Source organism: Rhodoferax saidenbachensis (assembly GCF_001955715.1).
Classification (GTDB): Bacteria; Pseudomonadota; Gammaproteobacteria; order Burkholderiales; family Burkholderiaceae_C; genus Allorhodoferax; species Allorhodoferax saidenbachensis.
In genome coordinates this window covers 1,184,103-1,209,842 of the sequence record NZ_CP019239.1, presented here as the reverse complement: position 1 = coordinate 1,209,842, position 25,740 = coordinate 1,184,103, and the positions used below count along the sequence as shown (strand labels likewise).

The window sequence follows — 25,740 nt, the reverse complement described above, 5'->3', positions numbered from 1 at the left end:
CTTGGCGAAGCAAGAGAAAGTGAGTCGCCCGCCGGGGCGAGACCCGGCCAAACCATCTGTCGGGCGCACAACCCGACCTGCCCCGCCGGCAGGCACCCCTCAAAAGAAGAGAGGCAGTCACACCGCCACCCTACCCTGCCGCACCACCGTCCTCACCGGCCGCTGCCCAAACCAATAAGCCAACTCCGAAGCCTCCTGCACACCCCACAACACAAAGTTGGCCGGCCGCCCAACACCAATCGTGCCATGGGTGTCCTGCAACCCCAACGCCAACGCCGCGTTGCGCGTGATACCGACCAGCGCCTCCGGCACCGTCAGACGGAACAACGTGCAAGCCATGTTCGCCATCAGCAGCAAACTCAAGGCCGGTGAGGTGCCAGGGTTGTGGTCAGTGCTCACCGCCATCGGCACACCGGCATCGCGCAGCGCCTGGATCGGTGGCAGGTGGGTGTCGCGCAGCGTGTAGTAGGCGCCGGGCAGCAACACGGCCACCGTGCCCGCGGCCTTCATGGTGGCAATGCCCTCCGCGCTCAAGTGTTCGATGTGGTCGCACGACAGCGCGCCATAACGTGCGGCCAGCGCCGAACCGCCCATGTCCGAGAGTTGTTCGGCATGCAACTTGACTGGCAAACCCAAAGCCTTCGCCGCTTTGAAAACTTGTTCGGTCTCGGCCAGCGAGAAGCCTATGCGTTCGCAGAACACATCAACTGCATCCACCAGACCCTCGGCGGCGAGTGCTGGCAGCATCTCGTTGCAGACCACATCGATGTAGTCCTGGCTGCGGCCTGCGTATTCGGGCGGCAATGCATGCGCGCCTAGAAAGGTGGTGCGCACGGTGACGCCATAGGCCTCGCCCAGGCGGCGTGCCACGCGCAACTGCTTGCGTTCGTGTTCGAGTGCCAGGCCGTAGCCGGATTTGATCTCTATCGCGCAGACGCCCTCGGCCAGCAGCTCTTCGAGCCGACGGGCGGCCGATGCGAACAGCGTGTCTTCATCGTCCTCACGCGTGGCGCGCACGCTGGAGACAATGCCTCCGCCTGCTTTGGCCACCTCTTCGTAGCTGGCATCGGCCAGCCGCATCGCAAACTCATTGGCGCGCTGGCCGCCGTAGACCAAGTGGGTGTGGCAGTCGACCAGGCCGGGCGTGAGCAGCGCACCGCCACCGTCAAAGCGTGGCAAGGCAGCATAGGCGGCGGGTACGGCATCGCCTGCACCGATCCAGCGAATGAGGCCCTGCTCCACCACCAGGCTGACTTCACCCGCAGGCATGTCGCCATCGGCCAGTGCACCGGGCATGGGGTGCAGATGCGTCCAGACACCGTTGGCGCTAGGTAAATTTGCTATCAAATGCGTAGCTGCTTGCGCAGACTGCATGGGGGCTACAGGCACTTTTTTCATAAATTTCAGGCTCCTACGTGTCCAGACGTACCCACACCAGGGCCGCATCACTGCGCTGCGGCGTGGCTTGCCAGCCGTGTTGCGCACCGTCCCACCACAGTCCCTGCCCTGCAGTGCAAGACAGGGTAGCTTGCGCGCCCTGCAACTGCCAATCCCCTTGCAGGGCCAATAGCAGACCGTGCGCTGAGGCCATCAGGTCTGCAGCAGACCGCAGCACCTGCACCTCCGCGCGTACGGCGCCGCGCCGCGTCATCACGTTGAAGTCGGTAGACGCACCGCCCAAGAGTGTGCAGTCCAGCGCCACATCGCCGGAGAAGGCAAATGGCGCATAGGCTTCACCCAGCCTATGGTTGATGCCGCTGGCCGATTGCAACAACACGCCATCGCCGTCCAATAACATGATCACACGGTCCACTCCCGGAAAGGCCGAGAACGGCCCGGGCTGTGCGATGGTGGCAATGCTGACGCGCCAGTCGAAGCCATCCATGCCCGCGCCCTCGGGGCGACACACGATTTCACGTGTGCTGCCACCGCCGTTTTTCCACGGTGTGGCAGGCAAGGTGGCAATGTCAAAGCGGTGCAGCATGTTTTATTGAAGTTGCAGTGTGTCAAGAGTCCCGTTCGGGCTGAGCCTGTCGAAGCCTATCCTGAGCAAGGACGAAGGGCCCTTCGACAGGCTCAGGGCGAACGGATTTCCTATCACTTGATCATCGGCAGTTTCAGGCCCTGCTTCTTCGCGGTAGCGACAGCGATGTCGTAACCGGCATCAGCGTGGCGCATGACGCCCGAGCCGCTGTCGTTGACCAGCACACGCGCCAGGCGCTCGGCGGCCGCATCGGTACCATCGGCCACGATGACCATGCCGGAGTGCTGCGAGTAGCCCATGCCCACGCCACCGCCATGGTGCAGGCTGACCCAGGTGGCGCCGCCAGCAGTGTTGAGCAGCGCGTTGAGCAGCGGCCAGTCGGACACAGCATCGGTGCCGTCCTTCATGGCTTCGGTTTCGCGGTTCGGGCTAGCCACCGAGCCGGTGTCCAGGTGGTCGCGGCCGATGACGATCGGCGCTTTGAGTTCGCCGTTTTTCACCATCTCATTGAAGGCCAGACCGGCGATGTGGCGCTCACCCAGACCGAGCCAGCAGATGCGTGCGGGCAGGCCCTGGAAGCTGATGCGCTCGCGCGCCATGTCGAGCCAGCGGTGCGTGTGTTTGTTCTCGGGGAACAGTTCCTTGATCTTGGCGTCGGTCTTGTAGATATCTTCCGGGTCGCCAGAGAGTGCCACCCAGCGGAACGGGCCCTTGCCTTCGCAGAACAGCGGGCGGATGTAGGCGGGCACAAAGCCGGGGAAGTCGAACGCGTTCTTCACGCCCACGTCAAACGCCACCTGGCGGATGTTGTTGCCGTAATCCACCGTGGGGATGCCCATGGCCTGGAAGTCCAGCATGGCCTGCACGTGCACCGCGCAGCTTTGGGCAGCTTCATCGGTCAGGCGTTTGTGTTGTGCGGGGTCGCGCTGCGCGGTCTTCCACTGGGCCACGGTCCAGCCGGTGGGCAGATAGCCGTTGATCAAATCGTGCGCCGAGGTCTGGTCGGTCACCAGGTCGGGCTTGATGGCGCCGGCCTTGGCGCGCTTCACCAGCTCGGGCAGGATGTCGGCCGCGTTGCCCAGCAGGGCGATAGAGACGGCTTCTTTCGCGGCGCAGTGTTGCGCGATGAGTTCGAGCGCGTGGTCGATGTCACGCGCCTGCTTGTCCACATAACGCGTGCGCAGACGGAAGTCGATGCTGCTCTGCTGGCACTCGATGTTCAGCGAGACGGCTCCGGCCAGCGTGGCGGCCAACGGCTGTGCGCCGCCCATGCCGCCCAGACCGGCGGTCAGAATCCACTTGCCCGCGAGGCTGTTGTTGTAGTGCTGGCGGCCAGCCTCCACAAAAGTCTCAAACGTGCCTTGCACGATGCCCTGGCTGCCGATGTAGATCCAGCTACCCGCCGTCATCTGGCCGTACATGAACAGGCCCTTGCGGTCCAGCTCATTGAAGTGTTCCCAGTTGGCCCACTTGGGCACCAGGTTGGAATTGGCGATCAGCACGCGCGGCGCGTTGGCGTGGGTCTTGAACACGCCCACGGGCTTGCCAGATTGCACCAGCAGCGATTCGTCGTCATTCAGGTCTTTGAGCGACGCCAGGATCTGGTCAAAACAGGCCCAGTCGCGCGCGGCGCGGCCAATGCCGCCGTAGACCACCAGGGCCTGCGGGTTCTCGGCGACTTCGGGGTCCAGGTTGTTCTGGATCATGCGGTACGCGGCTTCGGTCAGCCAGCTCTTGCAGGTCAGCGCGGTGCCACGCGGGGCGCGGATCACTCGGGTGGGGTCAATGCGGGGATCGGTGTTGGTGGTCATGGTGGGCTCCTTCAGAACATTCGTTGTACGGTAGAGAGAAACGGGTTAGGCAAAAAGTACTTCCGTTCGGGCTGAGCCTGTCGAAGCCTTTTGCCAATCTTGGATTTGCAAGGGCTGCGTTTCAACAAGCTTAACGGGAACGGACTTCATCAACGGCACTTCAAGCGACGCTGGGCAGCGCAACGCTTTGGCTAGCCGCTACCAGGGCGCCACTGCGCACCATGGCAATCGCGGCCTGCATATCGGGCTGGATGTGGCGGTCATCCTCCAGGTGCGGCACTTGGGTGCGCAACAGTTGCACCACTTGCTGCAGCGGAGCGCTGGATTGCAGTGGCGCGTGGAAATGGCAGCCCTGGGCCGCAGCCAGCCATTCAATGGCAATCACGGCCATGGCGTTCTCGGCCATGGGCATCAGGCGGCGCGCACCGTGGGCGGCCATGGACACATGGTCTTCCTGGTTCGCCGAAGTGGGGATGGAGTCCACGCTGGCAGGATACGCGCGTTGCTTGTTTTCCGACACCAGCGCAGCGGCCGTGACCTGCGGAATCATGAATCCCGAGTTCAGGCCCGGCTTGGGGGTCAGAAATGCCGGCAGTCCCGACAGTGCAGGGTCCACCAGCATGGCAATGCGGCGCTCGGACAGCGAACCGATTTCGCAGATCGCCATGGCAATCATGTCGGCCGCAAAGGCCACCGGCTCGGCGTGGAAGTTGCCACCGGACAAGGACTCGTCGGGCTGGCCGTTGACGCCAGGGAAGATCAGCGGGTTGTCCGACACGCCGTTGGCTTCGGTCTCCAGCAGGTCGGCCGCGTGGTGCAGCACGTCCAGGCATGCGCCCATGACCTGCGGCTGGCAGCGCAGGCAATACGGGTCTTGCACGCGCTCGTCGCCGCTCAGGTGCGAAGCACGGATGGCACTGCCAACCAGCAACTGGCGCAATGCTTCGGCCGTGGCCATCTGGCCCTTGTGTTTGCGCAGGCGGTGGATGCGTGCGTCAAATGGCGCATCCGTGCCCTTGGCCGCGTCGGTGGACAGCGCGCCGGTCAGCAGGGCCGACTGCAGCAGACGCTCCGCCTCGAACAAACCGGCCAATGCATTGGCGGTGGAAAACTGTGTGCCGTTGAGCAAGGCCAAGCCTTCCTTGGGGCCGAGCACCACAGGTTGGAGGCCCACGCTGGCCAGCGCTTCTACGGCGGGCATGCGGCCCGTGGGGGTGAAGGCTTCGCCTACACCGATCATCACTTCCGTCATGTGGGACAGCGGCGCCAGATCGCCCGAGGCGCCCACCGAACCTTGGCCGGGAACCACGGGAATCACACCGCGCACCAACATGGCTTCGAGCAAGGCCAAGGTTGCGGGGCGAATGCCCGATGCGCCCTGCGCCAAGCTCGCCAGCTTCAACGCCATCATCAGGCGCGCGATGGGCAAGGGGGTTGCCTCACCCACACCCGCGGCGTGCGACAGCACGATGTTGCGTTGCAGGGTTTCCAGGTCTTCGGCGGGAATACGCACGCTGGCGAGCTTGCCGAAGCCGGTGTTGATGCCGTAAACCGGCTCACCCTTGGCGACGATGCGCGCCACGGTCTCGGCGCTAGCTTTTACGGCAGCGGCGCAGGACGCGTCCAGCGTGGGCGTGGCGCCGCGGTAGATGGCACGCCAGTGGGCCAATGGCACCTGGCCGGGCAACAGCGTCAAAGTGGATGCAGTGGGTGTTGTCATGTTTTATCCTGTATATACAAGTAGGTATCAGCGAAAAAATGAAAGCGGTTCTTCGTATCAGCTGGACAGGGCGTTGCCGTCGGTACGGAAGCGGCTGCCCAGGCGGTATCGCATGCCGGGGTGCAGGCAACGCACGATGGTGATGGGAATATCGCGCTGCCAGGTGCGGCGCGTGAGCAGCAGGCAGGGTTGGTGCGCATCCATCTGCAGCAGGCGGGCCTGCTCGGCCGTGGGCAACACGGCGTCGACAACATGCTCCATCTGGTCGAACAGCACGGTGCGCACCAGAAAGTCGGCCGGTTGTTCGCGGGCGAAGTCCTGCTGGATGAACTGCGGCACCATGGCTGGGCTGACATAGCGGTCTTCCAGTTGCATGGGCACACCGTTTTCCAGATGCACACACACCGAATGGAACACCGAGGCGCCGGTCGTCAGCCCCAGCGCGGTGGCGATTTCCAGCGAGGCCGAGGTACGCTCGACCACGATCACGTCACACGCGTAGTCATGTCCGCGGCGGCGGATGTCCTCGGCCAGGCTGGCGATCTGCAGCAGGTTGGCCTGCGGTTTGTCGTCGGCCACAAAGCTGCCCACACCGGCCACACGCCGTATGCGGCCCTGTTCCACCAGCTCGCGTAGCGCGCGGTTCACCGTCATGCGCGACATGCCAAACTGCACCACCAGGTCGTTCTCCGACGGCAGCTTGTCGCCGGGCCGCCAAGTGCCGTCCTGGATGCGGCTGGCAATGAAGTCCTTGATCTGCTGGTACAGCGCCACGCTGGCCGGCACCTCCCCCGACCGCCGGATGGCGGAGGCAGCGGAAGTGATGGCGTGCAGCTTGGCATTCATGGCGGGTTGTCTCTGGTGGCAGTTTTTAGTGTTCTGCCGCGGCCATGGACTCGGCCCGAATTTCTTCGGTCAAGCGCGCCTTGAGTTGCATGAACTCGGGCGAAGTCTTGATGGTGTAGTGCCGCGGGTGCGGCAAGTCTACTTCCAGCTCGGTCTTGATACGCCCAGGCCGTGCGCTGAACACCGCAACCCGATTGGCCATGAAGATGGCTTCGTCGATGTCGTGGGTCACGAACAGCACCGTCTTGCGCTCGGCCTCCCAGATGCCGAGCAACAGCTCCTGCATCAGCACGCGGGTCTGGTTGTCCAGCGCGCCAAAAGGCTCGTCGAGCAGCAATATCTTGGGGTCATTCGCCAACGCACGGGCAATCGCCGTGCGCTGCTGCATGCCACCCGAGAGCTGCTTGGGAAAATGGTGCTCGAAACCCCGCAGGCCGACTTTGGCCATGAAGTAGTCGCAGCGCTCCTTTTGCTGCGCCTCGGGCATGCCACGTTCACGCAGGCCGAAGCGGATGTTCTGCGCAATCGTGAGCCAGGGGAACAGCGTGTAGCTCTGGAACACCATGCCACGGTCCGCGCCCGGGCCGTCGACGGGCTGACCGTCGAGCAGCACGCGCCCGGTGGTGGGCTGGTCCAGCCCCGCCACGATGCGCAGCATGGTGGACTTGCCGCAACCCGAGGGGCCCAGAATGGTGACGAAGTCGTTTTCGCGCACGTCAAAATCAACCGGCGTGAGCGCTTGTGTCTTCGCGCCCTTGGGACTGGTGAAGACGCGCGATACGCCTTGGATGGACAACTTGGCGCTCATATCGCACTCCAGACAAACAGACGGCGGTTCAGCGCCTTGAAGGCAAAGTCAGACACCAGCCCGATCAGGCCGATGATGATGATGCCGAAGATGATCTGCCCGGTGTTGAGCAGCGCCTGGCTGTCGGTGATCATGTGGCCAATGCCGCTGCTTGATCCGATCAGCTCCGCCACGATCACATAGGTCCAGGCCCAGCCCAGCACCAGACGCAGGGTTTCGGCGATCTCGGGCGCAGCGCCCGGAATCAGCACCCGTTTGACGATGCCGCTGTTGTTGGCGCCCAGGGTATAGGCCGCCTCCACCAGATCACGGCGCGCACTGCCCACCGTCACCGCCACCATCAGCGTGACCTGGAACACCGAGCCGATGAAGATCACCAGCAGTTTCTGCAATTCACCCAGACCGGCCCACAGAATGAGCAGCGGAATAAAGGCAGACGCAGGCAGGTAACGGCAGAAAGAGACGAAGGGCTCCAGGAACGCCTCCACCCCCTTGTGCGCGCCCATGGCAATGCCCAGGGGCACCGCCACGATGGCGGCCAGCACAAAGCCGCCCAATACACGCCACACGGTCATGCCGATGTCGTGGATGAAGTTGTACTCGGTGAACAGCAGCCAACCCTCCCGCGCCATCGTGACCGGGCTGGCCAGGAAGGTGGGCGACACGAAGCCGCCCAGCGTGAAGAAGGACCAGACCGCGACAAACACCACGAAGAAGGCCAGCCCCAGCATCCAGCGTGCGCGCAAGCTGACCGGCTCCAGTGGCGCCAGCCCACGCCGGCGCACCGGCGCACCGGCCGCTGGCGTGGAAATGGCGGGTGCACCTTGCATGGCTTTACTTGATGAAGCTGTCATCGAACGTCACTGCCAGGTTCTCAGGGGCCTTGCGGATCACGCCAGCTTCCAGCAGGATCTTTTGGGCATCCTTCATGAAGGCGGTCAGCTCACCAGCAAAGAATTTCTGGTTGGCTGCCTTGTCTTGCCAGCGCAGGTAGGCCGACGACTTGGCAAACTGTTCGCCCGATTGCTTGACCGCAGCGCCCATGATTTCGTTGGCCTTGGCGGGCTCAGCCTTGATCATGTCCAGCGCAGCAAAGTAGGAGTCGGCCAGCGCCTTGGCGGCCTTGGGGTTGGCCTTGAGCCAGGTGGGAGCGCAACCCACGGTGTCCATCACCATGGGGTAGTCCAGCGTGGTGGCCAGAATCTTGCCAGAGGCAGGGTTGTCACGCACGGTGGAGAGGTAGGGTTCGTAGGTCATGGCCGCATCGTTCTGACCAGCGACAAAAGCCTGGGCCGACGCCTGGGGCGACAGCGTAGTGGTCTTTACGTCTTTGAGCGTCATGCCGTTCTTGCTGAGCATCCAGGCCAGGCCGAAGTACGGTGCGGTGCCGGGGGCGTCCACACCAATGGTCTTGCCCTTGAGGTCGGCAAACGTCTTGATGTCACCGCGCACTGCGATGCCGTCTGCGCCGTAGGACTTGTCCATCTGGAAGATCTGCACGATGGGCACGCCGTTGGCGTTCCAGGCCACGTGGGTTTCCACGGTGGTGGCTGCGCACTGGATGGCTTCAGAAGCCAGTGCCAGGTGGCGGTCCTTCTGGGGAATCATCTTGATTTCCACATCCAGACCGTGTTTCTTGAAAATGCCGGCCTTGTCGGCCAGGGTCAGTGGTGCAAAGCCGGTCCAACCGGACATGCCCAACACGATTTTTGTTTCTTGCGCTACAGCCGTAGAGGCCGTGCCCGCAGCCACCAGACTGGCGGCCAGCAACGATGCGATCTTCAAACCCGATTTACCCATGACGAACCCCTTTGAATAAGAAATGACCCGTTGGCGCCAGCGTCTTCAAGACCCTGGCTTAACGCCAGTCCAACCAGGCAACCTGTACTTGTATATACAGGAATGCTTATTTTGCCGCCGTTTCAATCCTTAACGCAAGGAAACGCCACCAAAAATGACTGCCGAAACCAATACTAGTCCACCTGACGGCAGTTCGTATAGGGACTTTCGGCGTATTGCTGTCTATACAAGTTTGTGGTATTACGCTTTAAACCGTGAATTGCCGGCTGCGGCACAATCGGCACATGCGATTCCTCCACACCATGCTGCGCGTTGGCAACCTTCAACGCTCCATCGATTTCTATACCAAGGTACTGGGCATGCAGGTGCTGCGCACCTCGGAAAACCCGGAATACAAATACAGCCTCGCCTTCCTCGGCTTTGGCGGCGGCAACCCCGGCCAGGCCGAGATCGAACTGACCTACAACTGGGGCACCGAGAGCTACGACCTGGGCACCGCCTACGGCCACATTGCGCTGGGCGTACCTGACGCCTACGCGGCCTGCGACAAGATCAAGGCCGCCGGCGGCAACGTCACGCGCGAAGCGGGCCCGGTCAAGGGCGGCACCACGGTGATTGCATTTGTGACCGACCCCGATGGCTACAAGATCGAGCTGATCCAGCGCGCCGAGCAGGCAGCAGGTGGCGGGTTGCGCTAGGGAGACCATATGAAACGACGCGACTTTGTAGTGTCCGGCTTGGCCCTCGGGCCTGGCCTGATCCTGGCTGCGCCGGTCAAGGTGCAAACCCTGACCGAGGCACGCATCTGGCTCGACCAGTTGGAAAAAGCCCCAGGTGCCAAGACCACGGGCACCTGGCCCCTGGTCTCCGTCCTGGAGCACCTGTCGCAAAGCATAGAGATGAGTTTGGATGGTTTTCCACAGCCCAAGAGCGCCGCGTTTCAGCACACCTTGGGTGCTGCAGCGTTTGCCGTGTTTCAGTGGCGCGGCAAGATGAGCCACGGTTTAGATGAACCCATCCCCGGTGCCCCCGCCCTCACCGCCCAGGGCGATTGGAAGCCCGCTGCCAACCGTCTGCGCGCGGCCATTGCACGGTTTGAGGCGAACACCGGCCCACTGAAGCCACACTTTGCCTACGGAGCCCTGAGCAAAGCCGAATTCGCACAAGCCCATGTATTTCACATCGCCAATCACCAAGACGAAATCGTCAGCGGGTAGATTCGTATGGGGTTGCCCTCAACCAAAATGCTATTAAATGGATAGCTGCTTGCGCAATATTCACGGCGGCTAGAGGCCGATTTCATTACAAATTGTCTGCGTAGCAGGCTTGGATCGCCTTCAGGCGCTGCGCTATGGCCCGGCGCAGGGCCACGGGCGACAGCACTTGCACATCAGGCGCCATGCGCAGCAATTGGTAGCTGGCGTTCTCCAACGTTTCTATTGGGATCTTGAGGCGCACCGTCTCACCGGCCTGAATTGACGGGGCCTGCGCCACCACGGCTTTGGCCACCGCGCTGCTGAGCTGGCGCAATTGCTTCACACCCTGGGTTGTCGCCTGCACCACAGCATGCCCTTGGTACAACGCAGCCTCAAAGCGCTGGATGGATTCGGTCCAATACGCGGGTAGGTCAAAGCGCTTGGGCCGCGCGCTGGCCTTGTCCAGCAGCTCGGCGCCCAGAATGTTGGAGATGCGGTAGGTGCGCGGCTGGGCGTCACGGGTGGCCACCAGGTACCAGACGCCCGCCTTCAGCACCAGCCCGAGCGGGTGCACCGTGCGCTGCACTTCGGCCTTCCAGCTGTCGTAGCGCAGGTTCAGTTGCCGGTCTTGCCACACAGCGGCAGCCACCGTGGCCAGGTGTGGCACCGGGTCTGCCTCGCGGTACCAGTCGGCCGGGTCCAGGTGAAAGCGCGCTTGCACGCGCTGTGCGCCATCGCGCTGGTGCACGGGCAGCGCACTCATGAGTTTGAGCTGCGCGTCCACCACCTGCTGGCCCAGGCCCAACTCAGTCGCGGGGCCAGCCAGCCCACTCATGAACACGGCTTGCGACTCGGACGCCGTGAAGCCGGTGAGCGTGGTCTTCCACCCCTCCACCAACTGAAAACCGCCGTTGCGGCCCTGCTCCGCGTAAATAGGCACGCCCGCCGCGGTGAGTTGGTCCACATCGCGGTACAGCGTGCGCACCGACACCTCCAGCAGTTGGGCCAGCGCCTGCGCGCTCATGCGCCCGCGGGTTTGCAGAAGCATCTGGATGGTCAAAAGGCGGCTGGCACGCATTTCTGCATGGTACCGATAAATGCTGACATTCGATGGCAGCTATTGCTGCACACACTCGCTCCCATCTTCACCAATGAACAAGGAATCGAGATGGAACACCTCTGGCTTTACGCGGTTTTGGTAGCGGGCATCGTGGTGCTACCGGGCATGGACATGGCCTTTGTGCTGGCCAGCACGCTGGTGGACGGCAGGCGCTCCGGCGCTGCGGCGGTGGCGGGCATCGTGCTGGGCGGCATGGTGCATGTAGCCATGGGCGCCCTGGGCGTGGGTTTGCTGCTGCAGCACTTTCCGATGGCATTCAATGGGTTGTTGCTGGCAGGCAGCCTGTATGTGGCGTGGATGGGCTACGGTCTGCTGCGCAACACACAGGCACTGTCCGACGTGCAGGACCAGCCCTCGCGCCCCTTGCACAGCACATTCGTGCGCGCCACCCTCACCTGCTTGATGAACCCCAAGGCCTACATCTTCATGCTGGCGGTGTTCCCGCAATTCATCCGACCGCAGCTCGGCAACATCGCAGCCCAGTCCATCGTCCTGGGTGCCATCACTGCCACAGCACAAATGGTGGTGTACGGCGGCGTGGCACTGGCCGCCGCGCAACTGCGCGTGTGGTTACAGGGCAGTTCCAAAAGCCAAACAGCATTCAGCCATTGGCTGGGGGGGCTGCTGGTGCTCACAGCGGTTTGGACGCTATGGATGGGATGGCGGGCGGCGTAAGCGTCGCCACCGCACCAATGGCGCTTGCCGCTTACGCCAAGCGCGCCATCTGCATCGGGGCCAGCCGGGCCGCCTGCGCAGGCAGAAGTGTCGCGCCCTCTTCGCCCAGTTTGAAGATACCCACGGTACGCACCAAATCTTGCGCTTGGGCCTTGAGGCTGCTGGCCGCTGCAGCCATTTGCTCCACCAAGGCCGCATTTTGCTGGGTCACCTGGTCCATTTGCACCACGGCTTCGCCAATCTGCGAAACACCCGAACTTTGTTCGTTGTTGGCCGCGCTGATTTCGCCCATCAAATCCGTGACGCGCTGGATGGCGTCCACCACCTCGGTCATGGTGACGCCGGCTTGGTCGACCAGATTGCTCCCAAACTCCACCCGCTCCACGCTGGCGCTGATCAAGGCCTTGATCTCTTTCGCGGCCTCGGCCGAGCGCCCCGCCAGCGAGCGCACCTCGGAGGCGACCACTGCAAAACCGCGGCCCTGCTCACCCGCACGGGCGGCTTCCACGGCGGCATTCAGGGCCAGGATGTTGGTTTGAAAAGCGATGCCATCAATCACGCTGATGATGTCGGAGATTTTTTTGGACGAGTCGTTGATACCGCGCATGGTCTCCACCACCTGGCCCACTACCGAGCCGCCTTTGACGGCCACCGCAGACGCATTGATCGCCAGTTGGTTCGCCTGGCGGGCGCTGTCGGCGTTTTGCTGCACCGTCGCACTGAGCTCCTCCATCGACGCCGCGGTTTCCTCCAAGGCACTGGCCTGCTGCTCGGTGCGGCTGCTGAGGTCGTTATTGCCTTGCGCAATCTCGGCACTGGCAGCGGAAACGCCTTCGGAGCCCAAACGCACTTTGCGCACCACCAGGGCCAGGCTCTCCTGCATCTTCTGCAGATGCAGCATCATGCTGGTGCTGTCGTTGGGGCGCACCACGATTTGCATGCGCAAGTCGCCATTGGCCACCGCCTTGGCCACCTCAGCGGCCGCAGCAGGCTCGCCGCCCAGCTGCGACGTGATGGAACGGGTGACCAGCCAACCCAGCACAATGGCCAGCGCAAAACTCAGGGCGTTGGCGGCAATCAGCAGCGTGCGCGCCTGTTGGTAGTCGGCTTCCGCCTCGGTATATTGTTTTTCGCTTTTGGCCTGCTGGAACGCGATGTTCTCGGCCAAGGCCTCCTGCCACTTCTGCGTTGCGGGAATGGCCTCTTTGAACAGAATCACTTTGGCCTCGTCGTCCTTGTCGGCCATGCCCAGCTCTAGCACTTTGTTGTTCACCGGGCGCGCTGCATCGCGGGCGCTGGAAATTTTCTGCCGGTTCTGCCGCCCCGTCTCGCTTGCCGGGAATTTTTCCAACTCCGCCCATGCGCGGTCGTAGTCAGCACGGGCCTTGGTTATTTTTGCAATCTCGCGCTCCATCTCAGCTTTGTCGCTCAACAACACCACACTGCGCATCACCCGCGCAACCACGTGAACAGCATCGGACATCTCCGTGTTCAATTTGATCTTGACGTTGTTGTCAAAGACAACATCCTTGAGGTTGTCTTGTATGTCAGACAGCTTGGATATGGACAGCGCGGCCGCAATCACGCTGATGGCCAGGACAACGCCAAAGGCGTAGGCCAGCCGGCGAGCAACCGTCAAATTCTTGAAATTCATGTACTTCCCCCTTGAATTACGTGTGGTTTCGACAAGCCCCCATTCGCTTGCGTGACAGTCAAGTGAACAGGTTCTTGCACCATTAATTGCCGAAAGGGTGGGCTTGTCAATACGGAGGAATGCCAAGCCCGGCGGAGCGCGGTGGCGCCGGGCTACGCGGACACCGGCTATTGCAACACCAGGAAAAAGCCAGAATAGACGTTGCGCAATCGCTATATTTTCAATAGCTGCTCACGCTCTATCCACGAGGGCTAGAGCCCAATTTCTCTATAAATTCCCGCACGTTTGCCTTCCCGCTTCTTGAGGCGGTAGATGAGTGCGGCAGCGATACAGAAAGCCAGTTCCTCTTCAGGCGCCTTGCTGGACAGCGCAAGGACCAGCGCCCGGTTCCCTTCGAACCTGAAGTCCTGGGGGAACAGGGTTCTGAAGATTTCCACCAAATCAGTCTGGCAGTTGAAGTACATCGCGACCTGGTCGGGTGATTTTTCCTTCCAGTCCATGCGGAAGGGACTGCCGGCCTTGTTGCTGGTGGTGTAGCTCGGCTCACCCCATTTCAGCGACTCTGCAATCTCCCCCACCCCGGGTGTGGCAGCGGCAACACGGAAGACAAGTTCACGCAGCGCGAGCAGCCGTTTGCGCGGTCCCGGTGGGTACGCGTTGAACCTGGCCTGGACTTCGGGGTTGGAGAATGGAGTCATCTCAACCGCGCCGTGCGGCTTCGATTGTCGCGATGTCGATTTTCCCCATCTGCATCATGGCGTCAAAGGCGCGCTTGGCCGCGGCAGGGTTGGGATCGGATATGGCGGCCATGAGTGCGCGCGGCGTAATCTGCCACGACAGGCCCCAGCGGTCCTTGCACCAGCCGCAAGCACTTTCCTGCCCACCATTGCCCACGATGGCGTTCCACAAACGGTCTGTCTCGGCCTGGTCATCCGTCGCCACCTGGAACGAAAACGCCTCGGAGTGTTTGAACATCGGCCCGCCGTTGAGCCCCAGACACGGAATGCCCATCACGGTGAACTCCACCGTCAGCACGTTGCCCTGCTTGCCGTCCGGGTAGTCACCGGGTGCGTAGTAGACCGCGCCCACCGCGCTGTCCGGGAAGGTCTTGGCGTAAAACGTCGCGGCCTCGACTGCGCCGCCCTCGTACCAGATGCAAATCGTGTTCTTGGGGGTCATGGGCTTCTCCTTGGGTCAACGTTACCGTGATCACTGCCGCGTAAAGACCACGTGCGTGGCCAGTGGCGAGCTTTCGTGCCGGGTGCACGCGTAGCCCAAGGCAGGCAGGTTGATGCCTTCGAACAACCGCTCACCCGCACCCAGCAATACCGGCGAGATGGCAATGTGCATCTCGTCAATCAGGCGCAGGCGCAGGTACTGCTGGATCGTGTCCACGCCACCACCCACACGTATATCCTTGCCCCCAGCCGCAGCACGGGCGCGCTCCAGCGCGACGACCGGGCCTTCGGTGACAAAGTGGAACGTCGTGCCGCCCTCCATAACCAGCGGCGGACGCGCGTGGTTGGTGAGCACAAACACGGGCACGTGGTACACCGGGTTCTCCCCCCACCAGCCGCGCCAGCTTTCATCGGGCCAGGGCCCGCGCACGGGGCCAAACATGTTGCGCCCCATGATCCAGGCGCCCATGTTCTGGAAACCGCGCTGGGCAAAGTCCTCGTCGATACCACTTGCCCCTCCATCCTTGCCGAACACGTGTTTCTGAAACGTCCGGGTCGACATCGCCCAGCCATGCAGCGAGGTACCGCCCACACCAAGCGGATTGGCCAGATCCTGGTCCGGCCCGGCACCAAAGCCGTCTAGGGAGATGGTGAAACTTTCTACGCGAAGCTTGGACATGGGGTCTCCCTGATGTGCGAGTGAAAGTGTGCCTCAATTTCCGAAGCTAGGCGTCTCTAAAAGTTATCGAGAGGAGCGGCAGAATAGCTTAAACAGAGTTGCGTAAAGAGGGAATTCCTGGAACTACTCAAGCCGCAACTTACCAAGTATTTCTCGCCGTACAAGACGTTCCACCTCCTCGACATGTACAGCATCTCCGTGAGACTGCATTGGGTAAGACTTGTCGCACTTCATACACCAGAGGGTGTGATAAGTCGTTTCGGGTATCTCTGCGGACTTAATACCTAGATGCACGCCGTGCTTCGGGCAAAGCCACTGAACCTCAACCTCTACTTCGCTGCGCTTGTTGCTGTAGTCAAGTTCAGCTGTCCATTGAAAGCCAAACTTTTTCCCTGCCAATGCGCGCGGACGATATGGTCGCGCCTTCATGAAAGCGACGAGTGCAAGAGCTGCAGCGAGAACAAAGAGAAGAGCCAGAAGCGCCGAAATTTTGATGTATATCTCTGGCGCAATGCTCTTTAGCACTGGGATGAGTCCTGGAAGAAAGTCTGAGTAGATGCTCATCGCCAGCGCGCCCACCCCACTCAGGATCGCCCCGATAGACGTTGGAACGATGTTCTCGCGGACATAATTCATTGGGATTAACCTGTTGTGGAAGTGAAACCGGTCTTATGAAGAAAGCCGCATGGGCTCATGTCTTCCTCCCGTATATTTTCAAGTCCTTGAGTTATATCTGATTTCTAACATCAGAAGCAGCCTGCACACCAGCAGCACCATACGCTACAAAATTAATAGCTGCTCGCGCAAATAGAAAGAGGGCCGCAGCCCCCTTTTATATTCAAACGCCAGCGCGCCCTACTTACGCAACGCCTGCGTATCCTTCGCCAGTTGCGTGATCTTGTCCCACTCACCCTTGACCATCGCATCGGCAGGCACGATCCACGAGCCGCCCACACAGACCACGTTGGGCAGTGCCAAAAACTCCGGCGCGTTCTGCAGCGTCACGCCACCGGTGGGGCAGAACTGCACGTCAAAGAACGGGCCACTCCAGGCCTTGAGCATGGCGGGGCCGCCGGCTTGCATGGCGGGGAAGAACTTGAGCTGGGTGAAGCCGTCTTCCTGCGCCATCATGATTTCGCTGCCGGTGGCCACACCAGGCAAGAGGGCCAGACCGGCGTCGCGGCAGGCCTGACCCACAGCGCGGGTGTAACCGGGGCTCACCGCGAAACGGGCACCAGCCAAAGCAGCCGCCTGCGCATCCGACGTGGTGCGCACGGTGCCCGCACCCACTACCGCTTCTGGCACTTCTTTGGCAATGGCTTCTATGCAGGCCAGCGCCTGCGGTGTGCGCAGCGTGACTTCCAGCATGCGGACACCACCGGCCACCAGTGCACGCGCCATGGGCACGGCGTGGGCTACGTCATTCAAAACGATGACGGGGATCACGGGGGCGTCCTGCATGACTTGCAGGGCGGTAAAGGATTGGGGAGTGGTCATGGTGTTTCAGTCCAGTTAGTCAATTCACATGCCGTTCGGGCTGAGCCTGTCGAAGCCTGCAAGCCCTTCGACACGCTCAGGGCGAACGGAGTGGGCAGGCTCAGAGCGAACGGTGTGTGGTGTTGCATGTTTTAAAACCAGGTGCAGGCGCCTTCTTCAGCGGTGAGCGCATTGCGGCGGAAGTTGGCGAACAGTTCGCGGCCCATGCCGATGCCGTTGGCAGCGCGCAAATCGGCGGGCATGGTGGCCAGTGGGCGCGTGTCCCACACGGCTGCGTCCACCAGTACCTGCAAAGTCTCGGCATTGGCGTCCAGGCGGATCACATCGCCGTCCAGCACCTTGGCCAACGGGCCACCGGCAGCGGCTTCGGGCGACACGTGGATGGCGGCGGGAACCTTGCCCGACGCGCCACTCATGCGGCCATCGGTAACCAAGGCCACGCGGAAGCCCTTGCCCTGCAGCACGGCCAGCGGCGGCGTGAGCTTGTGCAACTCGGGCATGCCGTTGGCCTGCGGGCCCTGCCAGCGCACCACACAAATCACATCGTGGTTCAACTCGTTGGCGCTAAAGGCCTTGTGCAGCGCCTCTTGGGAATCAAAAACGCGGCACGGAGCTTCAATGATGTGGCGGTCGTCCGGGACGGCGGACACCTTGATCACACTGCGGCCCAGATTGCCCTTGAGCAGCTTCAGGCCACCGCTGGCACTGAAAGGCGCGCTCGCAGGGCGCACCACGGACTCGTCTTTGCTGGCACCAGCGTCTGTCCATTGCAAGGCGCCGTTGGCCTGCGCGGAAGGGATGGCGGTGAATTCACGCAAACCGCCACTGCGCACGGTCAGCACATCGGGGTGCAGGAAGCCCGCATCCAGCAGCTCGCGGATCACATAACCGGGGCCGCCTGCGGCCTGGAATTGGTTCACGTCCGCACTGCCATTGGGGTACACGCGGGTCAACAAGGGCACCACGTCGGACAGGGCCGAAAAGTCGTTCCAGTCGATCACGATACCGGCCGAGCGGGCCACGGCCACCCAATGGATCAGGTGGTTGGTAGAACCACCGGTGGCCAACAAAGCGACCATGGCATTCACAATACATCGCTCGTCCACCACACGGCCAATGGGCGCAAAACGCTTGGCCTTGGTGATGCCCAGCACAGTGCGCACGGCTTCGCGCGTCAACTCTTGGCGCACGTCTTGGCCGGGGTTGATAAAGGCCGTACCGGGTACATGCAGGCCCATGGCTTCGAGCAGCATCTGGTTGCTATTGGCCGTGCCATAGAAGGTACAGGTACCCTGGCCGTGGTACGCGGCGCTCTCGGCGGCGAGCAGCTCGGGGCGGCCTACCAAGCCTTGCGCGGCCTTTTCGCGGATCTTGCCTTTTTCGTTATTGGACAGGCCCGATGTCATGGGGCCTGCGGGCACAAACACAGTGGGCAGATGGCCAAAATGCAGCGCACCAATCAGCAGGCCGGGCACGATCTTGTCGCACACGCCCAGCATCAGCGCGCAATCAAACACATCGTGGCTCAGCGACACGGCGGTCGCCATGGCGATGGCATCGCGGCTGAACAGACTCAGTTCCATGCCCGGAGTGCCCTGGGTCACGCCGTCGCACATGGCGGGCACACCACCGGCTACTTGGGCCGTGGCGCCGTGTTTACGGGCTTCCACCTTGATGAGGTCGGGGTAGTGCTGCAACGGCGCGTGGGCCGATAGCAGGTCGTTGTAGGCGTTGACGATGCCGATGTTGGCACCCTTCTCTTCCACGATCTTGAGCTTGTCCAGGCCGGTGACGCGGGTCTTGTCGGCGTCGGGCATGGCGGCAAAGGCGTGGGCCACATTGGCACAACCCATGCGGTCGGCGCCGGGCTTGCGGTTGGCGGCCAGCTCCAGTTGCGCCAGGTAGGCGCTGCGTGTGGGGGCACTGCGCTCAACAATGCGGCGCGTGACGGCCAAGACGGTGGGGTGAAGAGCGTTGGGGGCAGAGGAACTAGACATGGCGCTTTCAATCCGTTTCTGTAACAAAATTACATGTTCGATGGTAACTTGGAAACGGGACCTTGTGAATGCGGATGGTTACCAGTGGGGTACCAAACCCGCATCTGCGGACAGGCGGTTAGCCCCAGGGGCCGATGTACCGCAGCAGGCCGATCAGCGCGCTGATGGTGAAAAAAGACGCTACCGTCGTCACCAGCAGCGTCGCCGCGCTGAGCTCCTGGTGGCCGTGCTTTTCGGCCAGCAAGGGGTAAATACCCAGCATGGGCATGGCGGCATACAACACGGCTGCAGTGCGCAGTTCGGGGTCATTGACGGGCACCAGCCACAACAAGACCAACAACACCGCCAGCGGGTGCCCCACGAGCTTGCCCACCGTGATCTGGGCGATGCGCGCACGCAGGCCGTGGACCTGCAGCCCCACCAGGGTGCCACCAATCACAAACAACGCCAAGGCCGTGCTGGCCTGCGAAAACAGCGTGACGGTGCGTGCCAACGGCCCGGGCAGTTGCAGGTCTGCCGCCGAAAAGGCAAAGCCCACCGCGATAGCCATGATCATGGGATTGCGTGCCAGCCCTCCGAGCATGCGACCCAACGTACGCAAGGTGCCGCCATGGTGCTCCGGCCCACGGTCTGCCAGCACCAGCAAGAGCGGCAATATCAGCAGGTTCTCCACCAGCATATTGAGCGCCAGCGCCACCCCGGCCTCGGGGCCCAGCAACATCAGCGCAATGGGGTAACCCATGAAGCCGCTGTTGGAGCTGCTCACGCCCATGGCGAAATAGGTGGACGCACTGGGACTGCGAATGCCCAGGTACCGTGCCCACAGAAACCCCAACGACACAGCGACCAAAGCGCCCAGCCCATAGGCGACCAGGTAGTCCATGTGCATGACTTCGCGCAGCGAGCGTTGTGACAATGCGTTGAACAACAAGGCAGGCAAGGCAATGTTCAGCACAAACTTGCCGAGCACACGCATGTCGGTTTTGCTGAACAAACCGCCGCGCGTGCACAAATAACCGAGGGCGATGATGACGTACGTGGGGCCGGTGACGGCCAGTATTTCAAGCATCAAAAATCTTAGGGCCTGTTCACACTATTTTTGCAAATGCGAACCGGGCAACGGCACAGCCTGGTGCAACACATCCTCACGCAGCCACAGGGCACTGCGACGTGCCCGCGCAGCGACGGTGGGCAACGGGAGCTGCTGGTAGTCGTCGTTGAAGACTTCAAAACTGTAGTCACCGCGGTAACCAATGCCGTCGAGCTTGAGCACCAGATCGGCCAGCGCGTTGCTGTGCACGCCCTCCCCCGGGAACACACGGAAGGTGCGGGCCGTGGTCATGCGGTCTTCAAAGGTGGGGGTTTCGTTCCACATGAAGTCGGAGAGTTGCACCAGGAATATCTTGGACGCGTCCAGCTCTTCAATCGCATCCAACGGGGTCTTGGCGGCGAAGATGTGGAAGGAGTCAATGCCCATGCCCAAGTTGGGGCAGTCGGCGCGGCAGACCACATCCCAGGCGGTGGTGAACTCGTTGATCGTGCGGCCCCAGGACAAGCCTTCGTAGGCCACCTTAATGCCCAGCGGGAGCGCCAGCATGGCCAGCTTGCGCAGGTCTTTGGCAATAGTGTCCAGGTCGTCCGTCGCGTGGCGCGAGGTGGAAGAACAGGCCAGCAACACCTTGCTGCCCAGTGCCTGGCACATCTCCAGCATGGACTTGGCAATATCTACCTTGTAGTCATGCAGGTGGCCAGACAGTCCTTCAAAATCACGCAGCACCTGGAAACCCGTGGGGCGCAGGCCACTGGCCTCCACCACTTTGACCGCAGCGGCTACGCCACCCGGGTGACCCACGATGTCACGAGCGCTGAGCATGACCTGCCCAAAACCGGCACCTGCCATGGCCTCCAGCTTGGCCTCCAGTGAGCCGGCCAGCGTGATGGTGTCCATGCCAAACCGGTCGAGTATTCCCATGGTGTTGCTCATGGTGGCGCTCACGGGGTCTGGTGAACCAGCTCGAACGACACCGAACCCAGCACGGTGCGTGTCAGCGCGCCGCGGTCTTCAGGGTGCAACTGGCTGGACTCGACAAACTCGACACCGCGGGCTTTGAGCAGCACCACGGCCTCGGCCACGTTGGGCACGCCCAGACCAATGCGCTGCAGGCATTCACCGGTGCTGTCGTCATCCATGCCAGGGTCGGGCTCCACCAGTTGCCACAGGAAGTGGCCGCAGGCACTGCGCATGAGCTTGCCCTTGGGCAGGATGCCAAAGCGTTCTTCGTCCGGTATCTCGACAAAACCGAACATGTTTTCGTAATAGGCCGACCAGTCGGCCGTGCGTGCCGCACCGATGTACTGCACCAGACCGAAGTAGCTCATACCGGCCAGCGCCGGAGGGTGTGGGTCCACCGTGGGGATGGGCGTGAAGTCAATGTCGTAGATGGAAAACTCTTTCCACCGGTCCACAAAATAAAAGCGGCTGCCGCCGGGGCCGTGGATGGCCGGGATATGCAGCTCCATGGCCTGGGCGTGGCTGGCGACTTCCCAGGCACCGACTTCCAGACAACGGGTTTGCGCCTTGAGCGCATCGCGCACACGGAAGGCCACGGCAGAAATCACGGGGTTGCCACCTGCGGTAGCGCTCACCCGCGCATCGTCGGGGTGGGCGTTGACCACCAGGTTCATGCTGCCCTGGCGGTACAGCGTGATCTCGCGCGAGCGGTGGCGCGCTACGGGCCGGAACCCCAAGGTCTCCAGCACCTGCCCCAGCGCCTGTGGGCGGCTGGTGGCGTATTCAATGAACTCTATGCCTTCCATGCCCAGGCGGTTGGGGACTTCGGGGACGGATTCGCGCTGGGGGGTGGTGGGGTTCATGGCTGCTTTCTCAATAACTCACTCAGTAACTTAGCGTGGCAATAGAACGCAACTCTTCAGGCGTGGTGCTGGGGAGATCAAAAAACTCCAGATAGGCCGGGATCATTTCAAACAACATGTCCGAACCCACCTGGAAACGACATCCCCGCGCCTGCACGGCTTTCAAAAAGGCCGTCATCTCCTGCTTCATCACGACCTCGCCCACAAAGGTGTCCGGCGAAATGCGCGACACATCGACGGGCAGCGGGTCGCCCTCGTTCATGCCCATGGGCGTGCCGTTCACGACCAGATCAAACCCCGCGGGGTCATTGCTGCCCGTGCTGACTTCCAGCAGCGGGTAGTGGTCCGTCAGACGCTGCGCCAGCCCCTGCGCCGACTCAGCGCGGGCATCAAACAGCGCAATGGCACCCACACCTGCGGCTGCCAGCGACGCTGCAATGGCAGAGCCAACGCCACCGCAACCGACCACCAGCGCCCGTGCACCTTCGGGCACAAAACCCTTGCGCCGCACGCCGCGTACAAAACCTTCACCGTCAAACATCTCGCCCTGCAACTGCCCGTTGGGCCCCAGGCGCACTGCATTGCAGGCACCGGCAATGGCGGCCGTGGGCATGACCTCGTCAAGAAGATCTATCGTCGGGACCTTGTGCGGCATGGTGATCAGCGCACCGCGGATGTTCGCGAGCGAGAACACCGCACGCAAAAAGCCCGCGTAATCCGTATCCCTGCAGCCCATGGGAACCACCACCGCATTGACCCCGGCTTTTTCAAACCAGGGGTTGTAGATCATGGGAGCCTTGAATGCGTGCGTGGGAAACCCGATGTGCGCAATCAGCTCGGTGTTGCCATTGATGATCATGTGTGGTGGGCCCGGGACAAAGGTTTACTTGCGCAGCTTGGCCAGCTCGGCGTTGAGCTCTGCCAGCGCATCGGGGCTGGCTGCGCCATGCTTGTCGATCACCGGCTTCATTTTTTCGCGGAACTTGGCCAGCTCTGCTGCAGACAATTCGCTCACCTGCATGCCACCCTTCTTGACGGCGTCCAGGGCCGTGTTGGCCTGCTCACGCGCCTGCTGACGCTGGTACGTGGTGGACTCCGCAGCAGCATCGCTGATGATCTTCTGCTCTGCGGCCGACAAGGTGTCCCAGAACTTCTTGCTGATCAACACCGATTGCGGGTTGTACTGGTGGTTGGTCAGCGTGGCGTACTTCTGCACTTCGAAGAATTTGTTGGCGGCAATCACGCTCAAAGGATTCTCCTGCCCGTCGATGGCGCCCTGCTCCAGCGCGGCATACACCTCGGGGAAAGCCAGCGGCGTGGGGTTCGCACCCAGTGCCTTGGTCCAGTCCAGGTTGATGGCATTGGGGATGACGCGCAGCTTCAGACCCACGATGTCTTCCACCTTGGTGATGGGACGCTTGCTGTTGGTGATCTGGCGGAAGCCCAACTCCCAATAGGTCAGGCCAACCAGCCCCTTGGCTTCCAGCTTGGCATGCATCTTCTTGCCAAAGGGGCCGTCCACCACGGCATCTGCTTCCTTGCCATTGGCAAACAGGAAGGGCAGATCAAACACTTCAAAGTCCTTGACCTGGCTGGCCAAAATGCCGGAATTCAGGGATGCCATCTCTACGGTACCGCCCTGCATCGCAGACACGACTTGGGCATCGCCGCCCAGCACGCCGCCAGGGAACAGGTTGACCTTGATCTTGCCACCGGACTTGGCTTGCACGATTTCGGCAAATTTCTCCATGCCCATCACCAGGGGGTGGCCCTTGGGATTCTGGGTCGTGAACTTGATGGTGCGTTCCTGCGCAAAGGCAACACCACACACGGCGAGCACAGCGGCGGCAGCAACGGATTTCAGAAATAGACGCTTCATGGTTTGTCTCCTAGTAAAAAGTATTTGCAAGGGTTGTACGCCTGCATACAAGGCTTGCAGGACGCGGCGTACCCAGTCGCGCCCTGCGGCTGCGAATCAATAGAACCAGCGGGCCGGCACCATCACCAGTTGCGGGAAGGCCACCATCAAAAACATGATGGCAAATTGGGCAATCATGAAAGGAATGACACCCCGGGTGACCTCGTCCATGCTGACCTTGCCCACACCCGCCACGGCGTTGAGAACGGTACCCACTGGCGGCGTGATCAGGCCGATCGCGTTGTTGATGATGAACAGCACACCGAAATACACCGGGTCAATGCCTGCAGCCTTGACCACGGGCATCAGCACGGGCGTCAGCAGCAGGATGGTGGGCGTCATGTCCAGCGCGGTGCCCACCACCATGGTCAAAATCATGATGGCCAGCATCAGCAGGCGCGGACTGTCGAGCAAGGGTTGCAGCAACTCCACCACCTGAGCGGGCAGGTTGGCCACGGTGATCATCCAGGCTGACACCATTGCGGCAGCGACCAGGAACATCACGACCGCACTGGTCTTGGCCGCCGCCATAAACAGGGGCACCAGCTTTTTGAGGTTGAGTTCCCGGTAAATCACCGTAGAAACAAACAGCGAGTACACCGCAGCGACGACCGCTGCCTCGGTGGGCGTGAACACGCCAAACTTCAGACCAAAAATAATGATGAATGGCAAGACCAGCGCCCAAGTAGCCAGGCGCAAAGCCTCCACTACTTCAGACAGAGACTTGCGGGGTGGCGGCACCACCACTTCCCTGCGCACCAGCCACCACCAGGTCGCCACCAGCGACAAGGCCAGCCACACACCCGGGAAGATGCCGGCCATGAACAGTTTGGAAATGGACACATTGGCGGCAACGCCAAAGATCACAAAGCCGATACTCGGTGGAATGATGGGGGCGATGATGCCGGCCGATGCAATCAGGCCTGCGGAGCGCGCCTTGTCATGGCCCGCGGCCACCATCATGGGCAGCAGCAGAGCCGTGAGCGCAGCGGCGTCGGCCACGGCAGAGCCGGAGAGTGACGCCATGATGACCGCCGCCACAATGGTCACGTAACCCAAACCACCCTTGATATGGCCAACCAGTGCCATTGCAAAGTTCACGATGCGGCGTGACAGGCCGCCCGCATTCATGATTTCGCCGGCCAGCATGAAGAAAGGCACAGCCAGCAGCGGGAAGCTATTGGCACCTTCGATCACGTTTTGCGCGAGGATCTGCGCATCGAACATGTTCATCTGCCACATCAGGGCGGCACCGCACAGCAGCAGCGAAAAGGCGATTGGCACACCCAGTGCCATGGCGGCAAGCAGGGAACCCAGAAAAATAACGATAGTCATGGCGGATTCCTGAATCAGTTGGCGGTCTTGGTGTCGGTACTGCCGTGCGGCACATCTTCCGACTCCTGGATCAACACCAGGTGGGCATCGTCGACCTGGCCGGTCAACAGCCTGTAGAGCTCCAGCAGCAGGATGGGGGCACTCAGCACCGCAAACACCACGCCGCAGGCGTAAAACAGGCCCATGGAAATTTCCATCACCGCACTGGTGGTGTCCCAATTGACGATGACCTGGTCATACGACCCTTTGAACACCAGCCACAGGCAGTACAGCATCAGCACCAGCGACACGCCCATGCAGATGCGCTTGCCCTTGGCACCCAGCTTGCCCACCAGCATGTCGGTACCCAGGTGGGCCTTGTCGCGCAATGCGGCCACGGCCCCCAGGAAAGTCACCCAGACAAAGAGCCAGCGCGAGAGCTCTTCCGACACGGTGAAGCCCGAATTGAATGCATAACGCATCACTACGTTGCCAAACACCAGCACCACCATGACCGCCATGGCGGCGGCAATCAGGTAGCCAATGAGCTGGCAATAACCATCAATGAATTTTTTGATCACGCATGTCTCCAGTACGGTTCTTACCCGTTAATGTACGAACTAGTTAGTTTTTAATACTTCGGGTTTTCCCTGAAGTCGCCGCGCATAA

General features: G+C 61.7%; 26 protein-coding genes. 3 read left to right on the top strand and 23 right to left on the bottom strand.

Annotation, left to right across the window (positions count from 1 at the left end):
- Positions 1–117: 117 nt before the first annotated feature.
- The 8 genes from hutI to RS694_RS05750 all read right to left on the bottom strand — a co-directional run bounded on the left by hutI (position 118) and on the right by RS694_RS05750 (position 8,969).
- Positions 118–1,374 carry an imidazolonepropionase gene (gene hutI, locus RS694_RS05785; RefSeq protein ID WP_029706034.1) on the bottom strand — a complete coding sequence of 419 codons (1,257 nt, stop codon included), beginning with the start codon at positions 1,372–1,374 and terminating at the stop codon, positions 118–120.
- A gap of 37 nt (positions 1,375–1,411) precedes the next feature.
- On the bottom strand, positions 1,412–1,984 hold the full coding sequence (locus tag RS694_RS05780) for a HutD/Ves family protein (RefSeq protein WP_029706035.1): 573 nt from the start codon (positions 1,982–1,984) through the stop codon (positions 1,412–1,414).
- A gap of 113 nt (positions 1,985–2,097) precedes the next feature.
- A complete protein-coding gene (gene hutU / locus RS694_RS05775; protein WP_029706037.1) occupies positions 2,098–3,795 on the bottom strand; it encodes a urocanate hydratase in 1,698 nt (565 codons plus the stop codon).
- Between the two features lie 160 nt (positions 3,796–3,955).
- Positions 3,956–5,515 carry a histidine ammonia-lyase gene (hutH, locus tag RS694_RS05770; protein WP_029706038.1) on the bottom strand — a complete coding sequence of 520 codons (1,560 nt, stop codon included), beginning with the start codon at positions 5,513–5,515 and terminating at the stop codon, positions 3,956–3,958.
- A gap of 57 nt (positions 5,516–5,572) precedes the next feature.
- Positions 5,573–6,361, bottom strand: a complete 789-nt coding sequence (hutC, locus tag RS694_RS05765) for a histidine utilization repressor (protein ID WP_029706040.1) — start codon at positions 6,359–6,361, stop codon at positions 5,573–5,575.
- Positions 6,362–6,386: 25 nt separating this feature from the next.
- A complete protein-coding gene (locus RS694_RS05760) occupies positions 6,387–7,169 on the bottom strand; it encodes an ABC transporter ATP-binding protein (protein WP_029706042.1) in 783 nt (260 codons plus the stop codon).
- Positions 7,166–7,999 carry an ABC transporter permease gene (locus RS694_RS05755; RefSeq protein WP_051391682.1) on the bottom strand — a complete coding sequence of 278 codons (834 nt, stop codon included), beginning with the start codon at positions 7,997–7,999 and terminating at the stop codon, positions 7,166–7,168. Before RS694_RS05755 ends, RS694_RS05760 begins: the two co-directional genes overlap by 4 nt.
- Before the next feature lie 4 nt (positions 8,000–8,003).
- On the bottom strand, positions 8,004–8,969 hold the full coding sequence (locus RS694_RS05750; RefSeq protein ID WP_029706044.1) for an ABC transporter substrate-binding protein: 966 nt from the start codon (positions 8,967–8,969) through the stop codon (positions 8,004–8,006).
- Between the two features lie 284 nt (positions 8,970–9,253).
- On the opposite strand from RS694_RS05750, the gene gloA reads away from it, so the two are divergent.
- Together gloA and RS694_RS05740 are read left to right on the top strand one after the other, a co-directional pair.
- Positions 9,254–9,667 (top strand): lactoylglutathione lyase, encoded by a 414-nt coding sequence (gene gloA / locus RS694_RS05745; protein ID WP_029706045.1) that lies wholly within the window; start codon positions 9,254–9,256, stop codon positions 9,665–9,667.
- A 9-nt stretch (positions 9,668–9,676) separates the two neighbouring features.
- Positions 9,677–10,186, top strand: a complete 510-nt coding sequence (locus tag RS694_RS05740; protein ID WP_029706046.1) for a DUF1569 domain-containing protein — start codon at positions 9,677–9,679, stop codon at positions 10,184–10,186.
- An 85-nt stretch (positions 10,187–10,271) separates the two neighbouring features.
- Here the strand turns inward: RS694_RS05740 and RS694_RS05735 are convergent, their stop codons facing one another.
- Positions 10,272–11,243 (bottom strand): helix-turn-helix transcriptional regulator, encoded by a 972-nt coding sequence (locus RS694_RS05735; protein ID WP_029706048.1) that lies wholly within the window; start codon positions 11,241–11,243, stop codon positions 10,272–10,274.
- A 90-nt stretch (positions 11,244–11,333) separates the two neighbouring features.
- Here RS694_RS05735 and RS694_RS05730 point away from each other — a divergent pair, with 90 nt between their 5' ends.
- Complete coding sequence (locus RS694_RS05730; protein WP_029706049.1) at positions 11,334–11,960, top strand: LysE family translocator; 627 nt, start codon at positions 11,334–11,336, stop codon at positions 11,958–11,960.
- Between the two features lie 31 nt (positions 11,961–11,991).
- On the opposite strand, the gene RS694_RS05725 is transcribed toward RS694_RS05730, so the two are convergent.
- From RS694_RS05725 to RS694_RS05660, 14 genes are all read right to left on the bottom strand, one after another.
- On the bottom strand, positions 11,992–13,614 hold the full coding sequence (locus RS694_RS05725; RefSeq protein WP_029706050.1) for a methyl-accepting chemotaxis protein: 1,623 nt from the start codon (positions 13,612–13,614) through the stop codon (positions 11,992–11,994).
- Positions 13,615–13,865: 251 nt separating this feature from the next.
- Positions 13,866–14,312: a DUF1801 domain-containing protein gene (locus tag RS694_RS05720; RefSeq protein ID WP_029706052.1), complete on the bottom strand. Its 447-nt coding sequence runs from the start codon at positions 14,310–14,312 to the stop codon at positions 13,866–13,868.
- Position 14,313: 1 nt separating this feature from the next.
- Positions 14,314–14,793, bottom strand: a complete 480-nt coding sequence (locus RS694_RS05715) for a VOC family protein (RefSeq protein WP_029706053.1) — start codon at positions 14,791–14,793, stop codon at positions 14,314–14,316.
- Positions 14,794–14,823: 30 nt separating this feature from the next.
- Positions 14,824–15,471 (bottom strand): dihydrofolate reductase family protein, encoded by a 648-nt coding sequence (locus RS694_RS05710; protein ID WP_029706055.1) that lies wholly within the window; start codon positions 15,469–15,471, stop codon positions 14,824–14,826.
- Positions 15,472–15,594: 123 nt separating this feature from the next.
- On the bottom strand, positions 15,595–16,107 hold the full coding sequence (locus tag RS694_RS05705) for a hypothetical protein (protein ID WP_029706056.1): 513 nt from the start codon (positions 16,105–16,107) through the stop codon (positions 15,595–15,597).
- A 219-nt stretch (positions 16,108–16,326) separates the two neighbouring features.
- Positions 16,327–16,968, bottom strand: a complete 642-nt coding sequence (gene eda, locus RS694_RS05700) for a bifunctional 4-hydroxy-2-oxoglutarate aldolase/2-dehydro-3-deoxy-phosphogluconate aldolase (protein ID WP_029706058.1) — start codon at positions 16,966–16,968, stop codon at positions 16,327–16,329.
- A gap of 131 nt (positions 16,969–17,099) precedes the next feature.
- Positions 17,100–18,965 carry a phosphogluconate dehydratase gene (gene edd, locus RS694_RS05695; protein WP_029706060.1) on the bottom strand — a complete coding sequence of 622 codons (1,866 nt, stop codon included), beginning with the start codon at positions 18,963–18,965 and terminating at the stop codon, positions 17,100–17,102.
- A gap of 118 nt (positions 18,966–19,083) precedes the next feature.
- Complete coding sequence (locus RS694_RS05690; RefSeq protein ID WP_029706061.1) at positions 19,084–20,034, bottom strand: AEC family transporter; 951 nt, start codon at positions 20,032–20,034, stop codon at positions 19,084–19,086.
- 24 nt (positions 20,035–20,058) lie between these two features.
- Positions 20,059–20,937, bottom strand: coding sequence for a sugar phosphate isomerase/epimerase family protein (locus tag RS694_RS05685; RefSeq protein WP_029706063.1), 879 nt, complete (start codon positions 20,935–20,937; stop codon positions 20,059–20,061).
- A 20-nt stretch (positions 20,938–20,957) separates the two neighbouring features.
- Complete coding sequence (locus RS694_RS05680) at positions 20,958–21,839, bottom strand: 4-hydroxyphenylpyruvate dioxygenase (protein ID WP_029706065.1); 882 nt, start codon at positions 21,837–21,839, stop codon at positions 20,958–20,960.
- 22 nt (positions 21,840–21,861) lie between these two features.
- Complete coding sequence (locus RS694_RS05675) at positions 21,862–22,695, bottom strand: shikimate dehydrogenase family protein (protein WP_029706066.1); 834 nt, start codon at positions 22,693–22,695, stop codon at positions 21,862–21,864.
- Between the two features lie 27 nt (positions 22,696–22,722).
- Positions 22,723–23,718 (bottom strand): TRAP transporter substrate-binding protein, encoded by a 996-nt coding sequence (locus tag RS694_RS05670; protein WP_029706067.1) that lies wholly within the window; start codon positions 23,716–23,718, stop codon positions 22,723–22,725.
- 96 nt (positions 23,719–23,814) lie between these two features.
- Positions 23,815–25,092: a TRAP transporter large permease subunit gene (locus tag RS694_RS05665; protein WP_029706068.1), complete on the bottom strand. Its 1,278-nt coding sequence runs from the start codon at positions 25,090–25,092 to the stop codon at positions 23,815–23,817.
- 14 nt (positions 25,093–25,106) lie between these two features.
- Complete coding sequence (locus RS694_RS05660) at positions 25,107–25,652, bottom strand: TRAP transporter small permease (RefSeq protein ID WP_029706069.1); 546 nt, start codon at positions 25,650–25,652, stop codon at positions 25,107–25,109.
- Positions 25,653–25,740 lie beyond the last annotated feature (88 nt).

What these genes read in the sequence shown, in the direction of transcription:
- RS694_RS05740 (WP_029706046.1), top strand. Translation starts at nt 9,677, where the DNA reads ATGAAACGACGCGACTTTGTAGTGTCCGGCTTGGCCCTCGGGCCTGGC.
- RS694_RS05715 (WP_029706053.1), bottom strand. Translation starts at nt 14,793, where the DNA reads ATGACCCCCAAGAACACGATTTGCATCTGGTACGAGGGCGGCGCAGTC.
- RS694_RS05685 (WP_029706063.1), bottom strand. Translation starts at nt 20,937, where the DNA reads ATGGGAATACTCGACCGGTTTGGCATGGACACCATCACGCTGGCCGGC.
- hutI (WP_029706034.1), bottom strand. Translation starts at nt 1,374, where the DNA reads ATGCAGTCTGCGCAAGCAGCTACGCATTTGATAGCAAATTTACCTAGC.
- gloA (WP_029706045.1), top strand. Translation starts at nt 9,254, where the DNA reads ATGCGATTCCTCCACACCATGCTGCGCGTTGGCAACCTTCAACGCTCC.
- RS694_RS05720 (WP_029706052.1), bottom strand. Translation starts at nt 14,312, where the DNA reads ATGACTCCATTCTCCAACCCCGAAGTCCAGGCCAGGTTCAACGCGTAC.
- hutH (WP_029706038.1), bottom strand. Translation starts at nt 5,515, where the DNA reads ATGACAACACCCACTGCATCCACTTTGACGCTGTTGCCCGGCCAGGTG.
- RS694_RS05690 (WP_029706061.1), bottom strand. Translation starts at nt 20,034, where the DNA reads ATGCTTGAAATACTGGCCGTCACCGGCCCCACGTACGTCATCATCGCC.
- RS694_RS05730 (WP_029706049.1), top strand. Translation starts at nt 11,334, where the DNA reads ATGGAACACCTCTGGCTTTACGCGGTTTTGGTAGCGGGCATCGTGGTG.
- RS694_RS05735 (WP_029706048.1), bottom strand. Translation starts at nt 11,243, where the DNA reads ATGCGTGCCAGCCGCCTTTTGACCATCCAGATGCTTCTGCAAACCCGC.
- edd (WP_029706060.1), bottom strand. Translation starts at nt 18,965, where the DNA reads ATGTCTAGTTCCTCTGCCCCCAACGCTCTTCACCCCACCGTCTTGGCC.
- eda (WP_029706058.1), bottom strand. Translation starts at nt 16,968, where the DNA reads ATGACCACTCCCCAATCCTTTACCGCCCTGCAAGTCATGCAGGACGCC.
- RS694_RS05665 (WP_029706068.1), bottom strand. Translation starts at nt 25,092, where the DNA reads ATGACTATCGTTATTTTTCTGGGTTCCCTGCTTGCCGCCATGGCACTG.
- RS694_RS05670 (WP_029706067.1), bottom strand. Translation starts at nt 23,718, where the DNA reads ATGAAGCGTCTATTTCTGAAATCCGTTGCTGCCGCCGCTGTGCTCGCC.
- hutC (WP_029706040.1), bottom strand. Translation starts at nt 6,361, where the DNA reads ATGAATGCCAAGCTGCACGCCATCACTTCCGCTGCCTCCGCCATCCGG.
- RS694_RS05725 (WP_029706050.1), bottom strand. Translation starts at nt 13,614, where the DNA reads ATGAATTTCAAGAATTTGACGGTTGCTCGCCGGCTGGCCTACGCCTTT.
- RS694_RS05710 (WP_029706055.1), bottom strand. Translation starts at nt 15,471, where the DNA reads ATGTCCAAGCTTCGCGTAGAAAGTTTCACCATCTCCCTAGACGGCTTT.
- RS694_RS05755 (WP_051391682.1), bottom strand. Translation starts at nt 7,999, where the DNA reads ATGCAAGGTGCACCCGCCATTTCCACGCCAGCGGCCGGTGCGCCGGTG.
- hutU (WP_029706037.1), bottom strand. Translation starts at nt 3,795, where the DNA reads ATGACCACCAACACCGATCCCCGCATTGACCCCACCCGAGTGATCCGC.
- RS694_RS05680 (WP_029706065.1), bottom strand. Translation starts at nt 21,839, where the DNA reads ATGAACCCCACCACCCCCCAGCGCGAATCCGTCCCCGAAGTCCCCAAC.
- RS694_RS05780 (WP_029706035.1), bottom strand. Translation starts at nt 1,984, where the DNA reads ATGCTGCACCGCTTTGACATTGCCACCTTGCCTGCCACACCGTGGAAA.
- RS694_RS05760 (WP_029706042.1), bottom strand. Translation starts at nt 7,169, where the DNA reads ATGAGCGCCAAGTTGTCCATCCAAGGCGTATCGCGCGTCTTCACCAGT.
- RS694_RS05705 (WP_029706056.1), bottom strand. Translation starts at nt 16,107, where the DNA reads ATGAATTATGTCCGCGAGAACATCGTTCCAACGTCTATCGGGGCGATC.
- RS694_RS05750 (WP_029706044.1), bottom strand. Translation starts at nt 8,969, where the DNA reads ATGGGTAAATCGGGTTTGAAGATCGCATCGTTGCTGGCCGCCAGTCTG.